This window comes from Streptomyces clavifer (assembly GCF_036345975.1).
Classification (GTDB): domain Bacteria; phylum Actinomycetota; class Actinomycetes; order Streptomycetales; family Streptomycetaceae; genus Streptomyces; species Streptomyces clavifer.
In genome coordinates this window covers 355,813-370,700 of record NZ_CP107793.1, presented here as the reverse complement: position 1 = coordinate 370,700, position 14,888 = coordinate 355,813, and the positions used below count along the sequence as shown (strand labels likewise).

The 14,888-nt window shown below is 71.0% G+C and carries 14 protein-coding genes; 10 read left to right on the top strand and 4 right to left on the bottom strand.

Annotated elements, in window-relative coordinates:
• Positions 1-342: 342 nt before the first annotated feature.
• A complete protein-coding gene (locus OG927_RS01580) occupies positions 343-1,863 on the top strand; it encodes an alpha/beta fold hydrolase (RefSeq protein ID WP_330319549.1) in 1,521 nt (506 codons plus the stop codon).
• A 40-nt stretch (positions 1,864-1,903) separates the two neighbouring features.
• Here OG927_RS01580 and OG927_RS01575 read toward each other — a convergent pair whose 3' ends face one another.
• A complete protein-coding gene (locus OG927_RS01575; protein ID WP_319105143.1) occupies positions 1,904-3,541 on the bottom strand; it encodes an FAD-dependent oxidoreductase in 1,638 nt (545 codons plus the stop codon).
• A gap of 260 nt (positions 3,542-3,801) precedes the next feature.
• Between OG927_RS01575 and OG927_RS01570 the strand changes: the two genes are divergently transcribed.
• From OG927_RS01570 to OG927_RS01540, 7 genes are all read left to right on the top strand, one after another.
• Positions 3,802-4,920: a SchA/CurD-like domain-containing protein gene (locus OG927_RS01570; RefSeq protein ID WP_056787802.1), complete on the top strand. Its 1,119-nt coding sequence runs from the start codon at positions 3,802-3,804 to the stop codon at positions 4,918-4,920.
• 76 nt (positions 4,921-4,996) lie between these two features.
• Complete coding sequence (locus OG927_RS01565; RefSeq protein WP_056787799.1) at positions 4,997-5,440, top strand: cupin domain-containing protein; 444 nt, start codon at positions 4,997-4,999, stop codon at positions 5,438-5,440.
• On the top strand, positions 5,437-6,705 hold the full coding sequence (locus tag OG927_RS01560) for a beta-ketoacyl-[acyl-carrier-protein] synthase family protein (RefSeq protein WP_124283265.1): 1,269 nt from the start codon (positions 5,437-5,439) through the stop codon (positions 6,703-6,705). The genes OG927_RS01565 and OG927_RS01560 overlap by 4 nt, the downstream gene beginning before the upstream one ends.
• Entirely contained in the window at positions 6,702-7,952 is a 1,251-nt protein-coding gene (locus tag OG927_RS01555; protein ID WP_056787794.1) for a ketosynthase chain-length factor, read from the top strand. The genes OG927_RS01560 and OG927_RS01555 overlap by 4 nt, the downstream gene beginning before the upstream one ends.
• Positions 7,953-7,968: 16 nt before the next feature.
• Positions 7,969-8,226 carry an acyl carrier protein gene (locus tag OG927_RS01550; protein ID WP_056787791.1) on the top strand — a complete coding sequence of 86 codons (258 nt, stop codon included), beginning with the start codon at positions 7,969-7,971 and terminating at the stop codon, positions 8,224-8,226.
• Position 8,227: 1 nt separating this feature from the next.
• Positions 8,228-8,707 (top strand): SRPBCC family protein, encoded by a 480-nt coding sequence (locus tag OG927_RS01545; RefSeq protein ID WP_330319548.1) that lies wholly within the window; start codon positions 8,228-8,230, stop codon positions 8,705-8,707.
• Between the two features lie 19 nt (positions 8,708-8,726).
• Entirely contained in the window at positions 8,727-9,056 is a 330-nt protein-coding gene (locus OG927_RS01540; protein WP_056787785.1) for a TcmI family type II polyketide cyclase, read from the top strand.
• Positions 9,057-9,123: 67 nt separating this feature from the next.
• Here OG927_RS01540 and OG927_RS01535 read toward each other — a convergent pair whose 3' ends face one another.
• Positions 9,124-10,227, bottom strand: coding sequence for a methyltransferase (locus OG927_RS01535; protein ID WP_330319547.1), 1,104 nt, complete (start codon positions 10,225-10,227; stop codon positions 9,124-9,126).
• Between the two features lie 34 nt (positions 10,228-10,261).
• Positions 10,262-11,344 carry a right-handed parallel beta-helix repeat-containing protein gene (locus tag OG927_RS01530; protein ID WP_241192005.1) on the bottom strand — a complete coding sequence of 361 codons (1,083 nt, stop codon included), beginning with the start codon at positions 11,342-11,344 and terminating at the stop codon, positions 10,262-10,264.
• A 233-nt stretch (positions 11,345-11,577) separates the two neighbouring features.
• On the opposite strand from OG927_RS01530, the gene OG927_RS01525 reads away from it, so the two are divergent.
• Complete coding sequence (locus OG927_RS01525; RefSeq protein WP_209471154.1) at positions 11,578-11,979, top strand: ACT domain-containing protein; 402 nt, start codon at positions 11,578-11,580, stop codon at positions 11,977-11,979.
• Positions 11,980-12,071: 92 nt separating this feature from the next.
• A complete protein-coding gene (locus tag OG927_RS01520) occupies positions 12,072-12,572 on the top strand; it encodes a hypothetical protein (RefSeq protein ID WP_056787776.1) in 501 nt (166 codons plus the stop codon).
• Here OG927_RS01520 and OG927_RS01515 read toward each other — a convergent pair.
• Positions 12,511-14,775, bottom strand: a complete 2,265-nt coding sequence (locus OG927_RS01515) for a terpene synthase family protein (RefSeq protein ID WP_209471155.1) — start codon at positions 14,773-14,775, stop codon at positions 12,511-12,513. The two genes, OG927_RS01520 and OG927_RS01515, sit on opposite strands and share 62 nt — an antisense overlap.
• Between the last annotated feature and the right edge of the window lie 113 nt (positions 14,776-14,888).

The following is a 14,888-nucleotide window of genomic DNA, read 5'->3' as shown; positions in this document are numbered from 1 at the left end:
TCCTCTCGCCGTGGCGGACGACCGATCATTCGGTCGATCTTCCTGGGAGCAGTAATTCAGCATCCGCGGCGCCCTGGCAAGGGGGGCGACGTCCCGCGGGTGACGTGGCCGGTGAGGAGCCCGGTCCGGCGAGTCCGGGGTGTCCGGGGTGGTCGTCGGGCCGGCGGCCCGTGGCGCCGCCGCTCGGACTCCGCGATCGGATGTCGATGAGGGGGCGTGCCTCGAACGCATGGACCCGCGGCCGCCGGCCTCCGCGGCGGCCGACGTCCGGAGTCGTGCACTTCTGATCGCTGTGGGCGTAGGCGGCCACGGAGAGCCGCCCGCCCTGTTTGGATGGCGGCCATGCCGACCTTCCGCACATACGACGGGACCGAACTGGCCTACCACCTCGCGGGTGAGGGCCGGCCTCTGATCTGTCTGCCCGGTGGCCCGATGCGGGCGGCCCGCTACCTCGGCGACCTCGGCGGACTCTCCCGCGCGCACCGGCTGATCCTCCTCGATCTGCGCGGCACCGGGGACTCCGCGAGCCCGGACGACCCGTCGACGTACCGCTGCGACCGGCTCGTCGACGACGTCGAGGCCCTGCGCGCACACCTCGGACTCGAACGGGTCGATCTGCTCGGCCACTCCGCGTCCGCGAGCCTGGCGGCCCTCTACGCAGTGAGGTACCCGCAGCGACTGCGCACCCTCACCCTCGTCGCACCCAGTACGCGAGCCACCGGCATCCCGGCCACCGACCAGGACCGGCGCCATGCCTCCGAGCTGCGCGGCCACGAGCCCTGGTACGCGGAGGCGAGTGCCGCGCTGGAGGAGATCCGGGCCGGGCATGCCACCGCAGGGGCCCGGGCCGCCGCACTGCCGTTCACCTACGGGCGCTGGGACGCCGCCGCCCGGGCCCACGCCGGCGAGGCCGCGGCACAGACCAACTCCGAGGCAGGAGCGCTCTACTACCCGCAGGACGGCCTGGACACCGCCACCGTGGTCACCGCGCTGCGAGAGCTGCCGGTCCCGGTGCTCGTCCTGGCGGGGGAGTACGACGGCGGCCCCACCCCCGACCGTGCGGCGGAGATGGCCGCGCTCTTCCCCTACGGAGAGCTCGTCGTCCAGCGCGGCGCAGGCCACTACCCGTGGCTGGACGACCCCGGCTCCTTCGTCCGCACCGTCACCGCCTTCCTCGACCCCGGGGTCAGCAGCGTGCTCGCCGGCGGAATCCGGCTCGCGTACCGCTTCTGGGGCGACCCCGCGGCCCCGCCCGTCGTCCTCGCCCACGGCCGAGGCGGCAGCAGCGGGGACTGGACGCGGATCGCCGAACAGCTCGCGGCACGGCACCGGGTGTACGCACTCGACTTCCGTGGCCACGGGCTCAGCGACTGGCCGGGCCGCTACTCCTTCGAACTCTTCCGCGACGACCTGCACGCGTTCCTCGAGGTCCGCAACCTGCCCGGCGCCGTCCTGATCGGGCACTCGATGGGCGGAGTGGCGGCCCTGCTGCTCGCCGCACAGCACCCCGGGCTGATCGGCGGACTCGTCCTCGAGGACGCCCCGCCGCTGCTTCCGCTCGACACGCCCCGCTCGCCGGCCCGGCGGCCCGCCGGAGAGCTCGGCTTCGACTGGCCCGTGGTGCCGTGCACCGAGGCCCAGCTGAGCGACCCGGATCCGGCCGTGTGGGAGCGACTGGGCGAGATCACCGCCCCCGCGCTCGTGGTCGGCGGAGCCCGCAGCCACATCGACCAGCAGCAACTGGCCCGGATGGCCCGCCGGATCCCCGGCGGGCAGTACGTCTCCGTCGACGCGGGGCACCTCGTGCACGGCGACAACCCGGACGCGTTCCTGGCCGCGCTGAGGGACTTCGGCGTGGGATGAACGCAGGAGGCGGAGGCACCGGACGAGGGCGCCGGGGTGTTCAGCCGCGCCGGAGCAGCGCCGTCAGCGCCTCGTGCAGAGTCGCCTCCGCGTCGGCCGCCGCTCCCTCGGACCGCCAGGCCACGAAGGCGTCGGGGCGCACGAGCACGGCGCCTTCGGCCCCCGTGCCGTGGGCCGCGGCCCAGTCGGCCCCGCCCAACGGCTCCAGATCGGCGCCGGGCCCCGAACCGATCGCGAAGACGTCCAGGCGCAGAGCCAGACGCTCCGCCACCCGAGTCGCCGCCGCACGCCATTCCGGGTGCCCGGCGTCGCACAGCAGCACGAACGACCGCTCGTACAGATCCAGCGTCGACACGCGCTTCCCGTCCCGGCCGACCCACAGGTGCGGTGCGCGGGTGCCGGGTTCGCCCCTCAGCTCCATGCCCTCGGGCACCACCGGCAGGTCGGGGTCGGTGCCGAGCACCGCGCCCCGGACGTAGCGGTAGCCGAGCGCGACGGTGAGCATGCCGCCCTTGCGCCCGCCGCCAACCGGGCCCGGGGAGCCGGCGAAGCCCGGGTGGCTGTGCTCCCCCGAACGGGCCGACGCGCGCGCGCTCGTGGCCCGGGCCACCGGCAGCCGCTCCGCCTCGTACGTCTCCAGGAGCGCCGGCCCCGCCGTGCCGTTCAGCACCGCGGCCAGCTTCCACGCCAGGTTGTGGGCGTCCTGGATTCCGGTGTTGGACCCGAACGCCCCGGTGGGGGACATCTCGTGGGCCGAGTCACCGGCCAGGAACACCCGGCCGGCCCCGTACCTCTCGGCGACGCGCTCCGCGGCGTGCCACGGGGCCTTGCCCGTGATCTCGACATCGAGGCCGCGATCCCCGACCGCCTTGCGGATGTGCGCCGCGCACCGCTCGTCGGTGAAGTCCTCCAGCGTCTCGCCCCGGTCGGGCTGCCACGGCGCGTGGAACACCCAGTGCTCCTCGTTGTCCACCGGCAGCAGCGCCCCGTCCGCCTCGGGATTCGTCAGGTAGCAGACGATGAAGCGCCGGTCGCCGACCACGGAGGCGAGCTGCCGGGAGCGGAAGGTGATGCTCACGTTGTGGAACAGGTCGCCGGGCCCCGTCTGCCCGATCCGCAGCTGCTCCCGGATGGGGCTGCGCGGACCGTCGGCCGCCACCAGATAGTCCGCGCGCACCGTGGTGTGCTCCCCGGTCTCCCGGTCCTTCACCACGGCGGTCACCCCGTCCGGGTCCTGCTCGAAGGAGAGCAGCTCGGTGGAGAAGCGCAGCTCGCCGCCCTCGGCGCGGGCCCGGCGCACGAGCACGGGCTCCAGGTCGTTCTGGCTGCACAGGCACCAGCCGCTCGGGCTGAACCGGGCGAGCCCGCCGCCCGGGTCGATCTCCTTGAACAGCCACTCCTGGTCGTCCCCCGTGAGCGACTTCGCCTGGAGGATGCCGTGGTTGTCCGCCAGCACCGAAGCGGCGTCCCGGATCAGCTGCTCCGCGCCCGCGGCACGGAACACCTCCATCGTGCGCACGTTGTTGCCACGCCCGCGCGGGTGGGTCGACGTGTCGGCGTGCTTCTCGACCAGCAGATGGCGGATGCCGAGGCGGCTCAGGAAGAGGGATGCGGACAGGCCCACCAGTGAGCCGCCCACGATGAGGACAGGTACGCGGTGCTCGACGTTCTCGTTCATCAGTTGCTCCAGCTCGGCCGCACGACGGATGGAATGTCCATGCCCTCGTGCGGCGCCTTCGGTCACCGCCTCACCTGAACGGTTCATAAATCTCGCGCCGCCCGTACCAGCGTTCCACGATCAGTCGCGGGAGCGAACTCGCGATGCGGAGGCGGACGTCACGCGTCAGCGGGCAGGGACCTGCTCCGCTTCCACCGAACCCGACGGATGAGGACGGGCCACGGCTGTAGCCGTCGCACCGTCTCGAAGGAGAACGAAAGATGACAACCCTCTCGGAACGTATATCTCAGTCCGCCTTCGACGGTTCGAGGCTCCGGGTCATACTGCTGCTGGACCTGCACGACGGCGCCCAGAACCAGTTCCTCGAGGCGTACGAGCACATGCGCAACCAGGTGGCGTCGATCCCCGGACACATCAGCGACCAGCTGTGCCAGTCCATCGAGAACCCCTCGCAGTGGCTGATCACCAGCGAATGGGAGAGCGCCCCGCCCTTCCTCGCCTGGGTGAACAGCGAGGAGCACGTCGCGACGGTGCAGCCCCTGCACAGCTGCGTGCGCGACACCCGCTCCCTGCGCTTCAGCGTGCTGCGCGAGACCGGAGCCGCGTTCGAGCGGGCCCCCGAGCCCGCCAAGGGCCGCCTCCAGGCGGCACCTCGTCTGGGCGACGGCGTGGTACGCCACGCGCTCACCTTCACGGTGAAGCCGGGTACGGAGGAGATGGTCGCGAAGATCCTCGCCGACTACGACTCCCCGCAGGCACGGGTCGACGAGAACACCCGGCTGTGCCGCACCTCGCTCTTCATGCACGGGAACCGTGTCGTGCGAGCGGTGGAGGTCGAGGGCGATCTGATGGCGGCCCTGCGCCACGTCTCCCGTCAGCCCGAGGTCAGGGCCGTCGAGGAGGCCATCAACCCGTACCTGGAGCAGGACCGCGACCTCAGCGATCCCGACTCCGCCCGGATGTTCTTCACCCGGGCCGCACTCCCGACCGTCCACCACGTGAAGGCGGGCCGCCACGCCGCCGCGGACGTCCAGCGGCACGCGCTGTTCTACCAGGCCAAGGAAGGCTGCGGCATGGCGCTGGCCCGGCTGCTCGCCGGCCAGGACGAAGAGGCCGCGGACGACGCCGCGAGCCCCATCGAGAGCAGCACCATCTTCCAGCGCGACGACATCGTGGTGCGGCTCCTCGAAGTGAGCGGCCCGTTCGACGCCCAGCCCACACAGGCGCTCGGCATCGGCGGCCACCGCAAGGCGGCCATGCTCGGCCGGCTGCTGGACGGCGGCGCGAACGGCCTGCCCACCACGGACACGGAGGCCGCGCGCTTCCTCGCGCAGGCCGAGATGAACCTCATCACCGACCGTCGGGCCGCAGAGTCCTGAACCGAGTCACCGGCATCCGCGAGGACCGCCCCGCGGATGCCGTCACACCGCACAACGCGCCTGGAGGAGAGCAGTCATGACCACGCACCGTCCCCGCATCGTGGACCTCAGCGAAACACAGCCCAACCGCAGGCGCGGAGGCGATCTGCGCGCCATGCTCACACCGACGGCGGTGGGTGCCACCAGCGGTTTCATGGGGCTGGCCATCGTCCGCCCCGGAGAGCGCATCGGTGAGCACTACCACCCGTACTCGGAGGAGTTCGTGTACGTCGTGGACGGGCTCCTCGAAGTGGACCTGGACGGTGAGCCGCACCCGATGCGGCCCGACCAGGGCCTGCTGATCCCTCCGCACGTCCGCCACCGCTTCCGCAACGTGGGCGACGTGGAGGCGCGCATGGTCTTCCACCTCGGCCCGCTCGCCCCGCGTCCCGAGCTCGGGCACGTCGACACCGAAGCCACCGAGACCGCGGACCCCAGTGACGGCTACGCGCCGCCAGAACGAACGGGGGCCGCGTCATGACACGACGTGTGGCGGTCACCGGAGTCGGTGTCGTCGCGCCCGGCGGGATCGGCGCCCCGGCGTTCTGGGACCTGCTCTCCAACGGCCGCACCGCGACACGCGGCATCACCCTCTTCGACCCGGCGGCGTTCCGCTCGCGCATCGCCGCCGAGTGCGACTTCGATCCCGTGGCCCACGGCCTCGACGAGGACCTGATCGCACGCTCGGACCGGTACGTCCAGTTCGCCCTGGTGGCTGCCAGGGAAGCGCTGAGCGACGCCGGTCTCGACCCCGGGAAGGAGGACCCCTGGCGCATCGGGGTGTCCCTCGGCACGGCGGTCGGGGGCACCACCCGCCTGGAGAAGGACTACGTCGCGGTCAGCGGCAGCGGTGCGCGCTGGGACGTCGACCACCGGCCGGCGGGCGCCCATCTGGAGCGGGCCTTCTCACCCAGCACCCTCGCCTCGGCCGTGGCCGAGGAGGTCGGCGCGCACGGGCCCGTCCAGACCGTGTCCACCGGCTGCACCTCCGGCCTCGACGCGATCGGCTACGCCTTCCAGTCCATCGAGGAGGGCAGGGTAGACGTCTGCATCGCCGGCGCCTCCGACACGCCGATCACCCCCATCACGGTGGCGTGCTTCGACGCGATCAAGGCGACCTCGGCGAACAACGACGACCCGGAGCACGCCTCCCGGCCGTTCGACGCACGCAGGGACGGATTCGTCATGGGCGAGGGCGGAGCCGTCCTCGTACTCGAGGAGCTCGAACACGCCCGCGCCCGCGGCGCCACCGTCTACTGCGAGATATCGGGCTACGCCACCTTCGGCAACGCCTACCACATGACCGGGCTGACCTGCGAAGGGCTGGAGATGGCCGAGGCCATCAACACAGCACTCGCGCAGGCCCGGATCGACGGCTCGCAGGTCGACTACGTCAACGCGCACGGCTCGGGCACCAAGCAGAACGACCGGCACGAGACGGCGGCGGTGAAACGGGCCCTCGGCGCACACGCGTACAAGGTCCCGATGAGCTCGATCAAGTCCATGGTCGGCCACTCGCTCGGCGCCATCGGCGCGATCGAGATCGCCGCGTGCGTCCTGGCCCTCCAGCACCAGACGGTGCCGCCCACGGCCAACTACGAGACCGCGGACCCCGAGTGCGACCTCGACTACGTGCCGCGCACCGCACGGCCCCTGAAACTGCGCAGCGTGCTCTCGGTGGGCAGCGGGTTCGGCGGATTCCAGTCGGCCGTCGCCCTGAGCCGATCAGGCGGGAGGACCCCATGAGTATCCGGACACACCGGCGATCCGTCATTACGGGGATCGGTGTCGTCGCCCCCAACGGTGTCGGCGCCGGTGCCTTCTGGAAGCAGACGCAGGAGGGCGTGAGCGTCCTCGACCTGGTCTCCAGAGAAGGCTGCGAGAACCTTCCGCTGCGTGTCGCGGGCGAGGTCAGGGACTTCGACCCGGTCGCGTTCATCGAGGAGCGCTACCTCGTCCAGACCGACCGCTTCACGCACTACGCGATGGCCGCCGCCGACCTTGCCCTGGACGACGCACGGCTCGGCCGCGCCGACTACGAGGACACCCCGTTCAGCGTGGGCGTGGTGACCGCCGCGGGTTCGGGTGGCGGCGAATTCGGCCAGCGTGAACTGCAACGGCTGTGGGGCCAGGGCTCCCGCTACGTCGGGCCGTACCAGTCCATCGCCTGGTTCTACGCGGCCAGCACCGGCCAGATCTCGATCCGGGGCGGCTTCAAGGGCCCGTGCGCCGTCGTGGCCAGCGACGAGGCGGGCGGCCTCGACGCCCTGATGCATGCCGCACGCACCATCCGGCGCGGCACGGACGCCGTCGTCGTCGGCGCGGCGGAGGCACCCCTGGCTCCGTACTCGGTCGTCTGCCAGCTCGGCTACGAGGACCTCAGCGTCTGCGGCGAACCCACCCGTGCCTACCGTCCGTTCACCTCCGACGCCTGCGGATTCGTGCCCGCCGAGGGCGGCGCGATGCTCGTGGTCGAGGAGGAGACGGCCGCCCTGGACCGAGGAGTCCGGATCCGTGCCGAACTGGCTGGCCACGCCGCCACCTTCACCGGCGCGTCCCGGTGGGAGCAGTCCCGCGAAGGACTGGCCCACGCCATCGAGGGAGCGCTGGCGGAGGCCGGCTGCGCACCGGAGGAGGTCGACGTCGTCTTCGCGGACGCGCTCGGCGTTCCCTCGGCCGACCGTGCCGAGGCGCTCGCCATCGCCGACGCCCTGGGCGCGCACGGACGGCGCGTACCGGTTACGGCGCCCAAGACCGGCATCGGCCGCGCCTACTGCGGGGCACCCGTGCTGGACACGTCCGCCGCGGTACTCGCGATGGAACACGGTCTGATCCCGCCGACGCCCAACGTCTTCGAGGTGTGCCACGACCTCGACGTGGTCACCGGACGCGCGCGCCCCGCGGAACTGCGGACGGCGCTGGTGCTGAGCCGGGGCCTCATGGGTTCGAACGCGGCCCTGGTGCTCCGGCACCCCACCGACAGCCCTCTGTGAGAAGGAGCAGCCCCTCATGACCGATCAACTGACCTACGAAGAACTGGCCGTCCTCATGAAGAACGGTGCGGGTCTCACGGTCGATCCGCTGGCGATGGAGAGCCGTCCCGGCTCGGCCTTCGACGAGTACGGCCTCGACTCGCTCGGCCTGCTCGGCATCGTGGCGGTGCTGGAGAACCGGTTCGGCCGTCCGCTGCCCGCCGAGGCCGACCGGTGCAAGACCCCCGGCGAGTTCCTCGACCTCGTCAACAACACCCTCGTGACAGGAGCCTGACGTGCCCGGACACACGGAGAACGAGATCACCATCGCCGCCCCGCTCGACCTCGTCTGGGACATGACGAACGACCTGGAGCGCTGGACGCAGCTGTTCAGCGAGTACGCGGCAGTCGAAGTGATCGAGCGGGAGGGCCAGAAGACGACCTTCCGGCTCACCATGCACCCGGACGACAACGGGAAGGTCTGGAGCTGGGTGTCGGAGCGCACCACCGACCGCGCGGCTCGCACCGTACGCGCCCGCCGCGTCGAGCCCGGACCGTTCCAGCACATGGACATCCGGTGGGAGTACACGGAGGTCCCCGGCGGCACCAGGATGCACTGGCGCCAGGACTTCGCGATGCGGCCCGACGCGCCGGTCGACGACGCGTGGATGACGGACAACATCAACCGCAACTCCCGCGTCCAGCTGGAACTCATCCGCGACAAGATCGAGCAGCGTGACCGTGAGCGCCGTTCCGCCGCGGTCCCGGCCAACTGATGCCCCGAAAGGCAGCCAGATGCACCACGCACTGATCGTCGCCCGGATGGCGCCCGAGTCCGCCCCGGACATCGCCGAGCTCTTCGCGGCGTCCGACGACACCGAGCTCCCCCACCTCGTGGGGGTGAACAGGCGCACCCTGTTCCAGTTCGGCGACGTGTACCTGCACCTGATCGAATCCGACCGGCCCCCGGGCCCGGAGATCGCCAAGGTGACGGAGCACCCGGAGTTCAAGGCCGTCAGCGAGCGCCTCACCGCGTTCGTGAGCCCCTACGACCCGCTGACCTGGCGCGGTCCCAAGGACGCGATGGCCCAGCAGTTCTACCGGTGGCAGCGCGACGGCGCCTGACACACGGACGATCGCCCCGGTCCGGCACCAGCGTGCCGGACCGGGGCGATCGCGTGTGCGCCGGACGTCAGCCCGGTACGACGCACTCGAAGGCGTGCAGATACGCGTTGACCGGGCGGACCTCGCCGATCCGCAGGCCGGCCTCGGACATCCTGCCGACCAGGCTCTCCCTCGTGTGCTTGGCGCCGCCGACGTTCAGGAGGAGCAGCAGGTCCATGGCGGTGGTGAACCGCATGGACGGGGTGTCGTCGACTAGGTTCTCGATGATCACGACGCGGGCGCCGGGCCGGGCCGCGGCGACCACGTTGCGCAGGGTCCTGCGGGTGCTCTCGTCGTCCCACTCGAGGATGTTCTTGATGATGTAGAGATCCGCGTCGACCGGGATGTCCTCACGGCAGTCCCCGGGCACGATCCGTACCCGGTCCGCCAGTGCGCCACCGTCCCTCAGCCTGCCGTCCGCGCGCGCCACGACGCCCGGCAGGTCCAGAAGCGTGCCGTGGACCGAGGGGTGCTTCTCCAGCAGACTGGCGAGCACGTGTCCCTGGCCGCCGCCGATGTCGGCGACCGAGGACACCCCGGTGAGGTCGAGGAGCTCGGCCACGTCCCGCGCGGACTGCGTGCTGGACGTCGTCATCGCCCGGTTGAAGATGTGGGCGGACTCGCCCGCGTCCTGGTGGAGGTAGTCGAAGAAGCCCTTGCCGAAGGCCTCCTGGAAGACGCTCGTACCGGAGCGCACCGCGTCGTCGAGCCGCGGCCAGACCTCCCAGGTCCAGGGCTCCGTGCACCACAGGGAGATGTACCGCAGGCTGTTCGGGTCGTCCTCGCGCAGCAGCCGGGACATCTCCGTGTGGACGAACTTCCCGTCCTCGGTCTCGCTGAAGATCCCGTAGCAGCACAGCGCCCGCAGCAGCCGCTGGAGCGGCACGGGCTCGGTGTCCACGGCCAGGGCGAGCTCGGCGGCCGAGGCGGGTGCTGCGCCGAGCGCGTCGGCGACGCCCAGCCGTGCCGCCGCACGGACGGCCGCGGCGCAGGCCGCTCCGAACGCCAGCTCCCGCAGCCGCATCGCCGGGGGCGGGGTCTGGGGGGCGGAGGAGGCGGCGACGGAAGCCTGCGGCGAGGCCGGCGGGGAGACGACGGGGGTGGTTTCGGGGGTGGGGCTCACAGTGGTCATGCCTTCTCGTTCCTCCTGGTGCGTCGGTGCGCCATCACTCGGCGCACATCCCGGCCGGTACGGACGTCCCGCACGTGTTGCTCACGAAGGCGTTGCCCTTGCCGGTGGTGTCGCGGTTGGCCAGGTCGGCCGGCTTGTTGCCCTGCACGAGGTTGCCCGTGACGGTGTTGTCGCTGTTGAGGGCGCCCACGAGGCTCTTGAACAGCAGGATTCCGCCGGAAAGGGGGGTCGAGCCCACGTTGTCCCGGACGACGTTCGCACGCACGACCGTTCGTTCGCTGCCGGTGAGGACGATGCCCGAGCCCTGGATGGCAGACAGCCGCGGGGTCGCCGCGCAGAACTTGTTGTTCTTCAGGATCCGGTTGTCGCTGATCGTCATGGCCCCGGCAGCCGGCTTGGACTCGTCGCCCACGACGAAGACACCGCTGCAGTTGCCGGTCATCCGGTTGCCGTCGATGACGAGGTTCCTGACGCGCCGGGCGGTGACGCCGATGCGGTTCCCGCGCAGGTCGTTCTCCCGGATCTCCGTCCCCCGGGTGTCGGTGGCCCCGCCCTCCTCGCTGACCGTGTTGGCGAGGAAGATGCCCGCGTCGCCGTTGCCGACGGCGGTGTTGCGCACGAAGGCGGCATGGGTCGAACGCTCCTGGGCGATGCCCCAGGTGCCGTTCTTCGTAGCGGTGACCCGGCGGACCGTGAGTCCGTCGGTCCAGGAGGCCCAGACGCCGCTCTTCTTGAATCCGGAGACGGTCAGGGAGTGGATGCTGACGTCGTCGACGGTGTGGCCCTTCGTGCCGACGACACAGATGCCGTTGCCCGCCGCGGCACAGGTGTTGGCGGCCTTGGCGGTGGTGGCCGCCGGCTTGATCACGGTCCGGCCCCGGATGCCCCGAAGGGTCAGGCCCGGAGTCGTGATCAGGACGCTCTCGCGGTACGTGCCGGGCAGGATCACGATCCTGTCGCCGGGGTGTGCGGCGTCCACCGCGCTCTGGATGGAGGTGCCCGGACGCACCACGTGGTCACCGTGCCCGGCAGCGCTGGTGGGGACGGCCGCCGTACCGAGGACCGTGGCGGCGGTGACGGTCACACCCACCAGGCATTTCATGTGTGTTCTTCTCATATGCCGAAGCTATGGGCGATCAACCCCTGGTGCCACGCAGGGTGAGCGTAGGGATACATGGCGTGCCCGAATGGCTTACTCGCCAGGGCCTCGCCCGCATCGGCGCGACCACCGGCGGGCGTCGGCGGAGCGCGGCAGCGGGCGTCGGCGAAGGGCGGCTCGGGGCATCGGCGGAGTGCGCCGGGCACGGTCCCGCCCATCGTCCCGGGCACGGTGGACGTACCGTGGCGTCCATGACGGGCGAGCGCGATCTTCGAACACTTCTGCACAGCATGCGACCGGAGCTGAACCCCGGCCGCTACGTCTTCACGACCGTGCCGGGCGGTGAGACGCCCGCCGGTGTCACCCCTGTGGCCACCGTCGCCGAGCGTGAGGGGATGACGCTCGTACTCCCCGAGTCCGAGGCGGTGGCAGCCGGCCTGGCGTACGACTACGTCGCCGGCTGGATCACGCTGCGTGTGCACTCCGCCCTGGACGCCGTCGGACTGACGGCCGCGGTCTCCCTGGCTCTGACTGACGCGGGGGTGAGCTGCAACGTGGTCGCCGGATACCACCACGACCACCTGTTCGTTCCGTACGCGCGTGCGGAAGAGGCCGTCCAGGTGCTGGAGGCGCTGGCCGCCGAGTCCCGGTAGGTACTTCGCGCCCGCGGGCCGGCACGATCCGAACGGGAGGGCCGGGGGGCGCCCGGCTCCACGACGTGAGCCGGGACACGTAACATGGGCGCATGTCCTTCCTCCGCCGCCGTAGCGCCGCCACACCCGCGGGCCCGGACTTCGACGTCCTGGCCATGGACCCGGGGGACTGGCCCGGCAACCTCGGCGCCGGTCTCCTTCCCGCTCCCGACGGAAGCTGTCAGGGCGTCTTCCTGCGGTACGACCTGTTCGGCGGCCGAGGCCCCGCGATGATCATCGGCAATCTGCCGGAGGGCTCGCCGGCCCGCGAGACCGAGGAGGGCCAGGTTCCCTTCGAGGTCGCCCAGCTCCTCCTCGCGCTCGAGAACGACGAACCGGTCGAGGTGACCGGCTCGGAGGACGTGCCCGTCATGCAGGGGGACAGCCTGCTGATCGTGCGCCGCGTCAAGCTCTCCGAGAGCCGCATCTCCTGTGTTCAGTTCGACCGGAGCGACGGCGTGCTCGTCACCATCGCCAGTTGGGACCGGCCGATCACCGACGATCTGTACGCACTCCTGAAGCCCCTGCCCGCGGAGCTGTTCCAACAGGGCTGAAACGTCCCTGCGCCGTCAACAGCCGCGCCACCCTCGCCGCCGACGTACCGAACCCCGTGGGACCGCTGAGGTGCCACGGGGTGCCGGTGCCCCGCCGCAGATCCTCCTCGCGGTAGCGCCTGCAGTCCCGGTGCCAGATCAGGATGCCCGCCATCCAGTGCTGGAGCTCCACGACATAGCCCGACAGGGTCTTCCGCGCCTCCGCGTCCAGATCGAAGTCGTCGTACATCACCGGGAGTTCGTGCTCGGCGACGTGCTGGAACTGGCGCATGCGGGAGTTCATCAGGTCGTCCACGATGGCCACCCCCGTGGGATAGTCCACCCCGAAGAAGTTCTGCACGACCAGGACGCCGTTGTGCACCTCTCCCTCGTACTCGATCTCCTTCTGGTACGAGAACAGGTCGTTGAGCAGGCAGGCGTAGTCCGCAGCCGCGTTCTCCAGGGAGCGCAGGGGACCGCTGCGGTAGACCGCGTCCGGCACCTTCCTGCCGTGTCCCAACCGGCACAGGCTCATCGTCAGATCCGAACCGAACGTGGCCCGGCGCATCTCCATGTAGTCGACCGGATCGGGGATCCGGTTCTGTGCCTGGTTCGCCAGCTCCCACAGCCAGCTCGCCGTCATCGACTCCACGGACGCGCGGAAGGCCCGGCGCGCGCTCCCGTCCATCGGGCCCGCGGTCCGCCCCCAGAGGTCGCCCAGGCCCCGTTCCAGCGCGTTGACCGGCTCGGGCACCGGCGCGCCGTCCAGCGGCATGAAGAGCGACAACCGCTCGTTGGCCAGCCGCGCCCCCGCCAGGTCACGCGTCCTGCCGTGCACCACCGGGAACCAGTCGTCACCGTACGTCCCCCAGGTCAGCCACCCCGAGGACAGATCGAGCTCGTCGGGGGTGGCATCGGGATGCAGCCCCGCCGCGCAGAGCGGCAGATCCGTCGCGAGGAGCCGCTCCTCGTCCCAGATGTGCGACCCCGGCACACCCGGCTGTGCCTGCAGGAGTCCCATCCGGTGCGACCATTCCACGATCCGCACCCGGGCCCCGTCCAGATGCGGGCTCAACGTCGTGGTGAAGGGCAGAGCGAAGTCGGGCAGCAGCGACGGGCCGACGTGCCGGTAGGGCACATGCGTGTGGCTGCGCAGCCGGGCCGACTCCCCACGCGGCGAGAAGCGGAGCGACGCGGCCGCCATCCCGAAACCGGGCACGCTCTCGCCCGCACCGCCGCCGTTCATGTAGCGACTGGAGCGCATGTGCCACTCGTGGCCGCCGGACTGCCAGTCCTGGAGGCCCTTGACGTACGCGAGGACGGAAAGCGTCTCGTCGGGGCTGATCCCCTTCTCCGCACAGAGCGGGCCGAGCTCCGTCAGGGCGGTGTTCTCGAACTGCTGGAGGCGCGAGGTCAGCAGATCGTTGACCACCTCGGCCGCCTCCTGGGTGGAGCAGCCCAGGAACTTCTCCAGGACGAGCACCCCGTTGCTGTTCTCGCCCTCGTCCTCGACCTCCCGCTGGTACGAGAAGAGGTCGTTGCGCAGATGGACGCCGTCCGAGAAGGCGTCCCGCAGCACACGCAGCGCACGCGCGTCGGCCAGCGACGCCGGCACCTCCGCGTTCGCCGCGTACTCCACCAGTCCCGCGGACCACGGCGCGCCGCCCACCTTCCGCCGCATCTCGATGTACTCGACCGGGTTCGCGATCCGGCCCTCGTCGATGTTCGAGAGCTCCCACAGGGACTCGTTGAGCAGATTCTCCGTGGACTCGGCGAACCTGGCCCGCCAGGCATCGGACATGCCCGGCACGGTCCTGGACCAGAGGTCGGCCAGACCGGCCTCCACGGGGTTGGACGGCTCGGGTGTAGCCGCACCCCGCTCCATCGGCATGAAGGCGGGCAGCCGGTCCAGGTACCGCTTCCCGCCCTGGCGGTCCGGGGTGCGCTTGAACAGCTCCAGGAAGTGGTCGTCGAAGAAGAAGACCCACACGTACCAGTCCGTCACCAGGGACAGGGCCTCGGCCGAGCAGTCGGGGTGCGTGTACGCGCACAGCAGCGCGTAGTCGTGCGCCTCGAGGTCCTTCTCCTCCCAGATTCCCGATCCCTCCAGCATCCCCATCCCGCGGGCCCACTCGCGGGTATGGCTACGGGCAGCCTCCAGATGGGGGTTCAGGCGTGCCGGATACGGCACATAGAAGTCCGGCAGTGAGAAGGGCTGTGCCATGAGTACGTCCGGCCTCTCCGAGAACTCCGCGGTCCGCGCGGAACTTGTCCTGTCGGCGCCAGCACTACCCTTCGGCCATCCGGGGCACGCACCGCGCAAATTAGTCACACAAG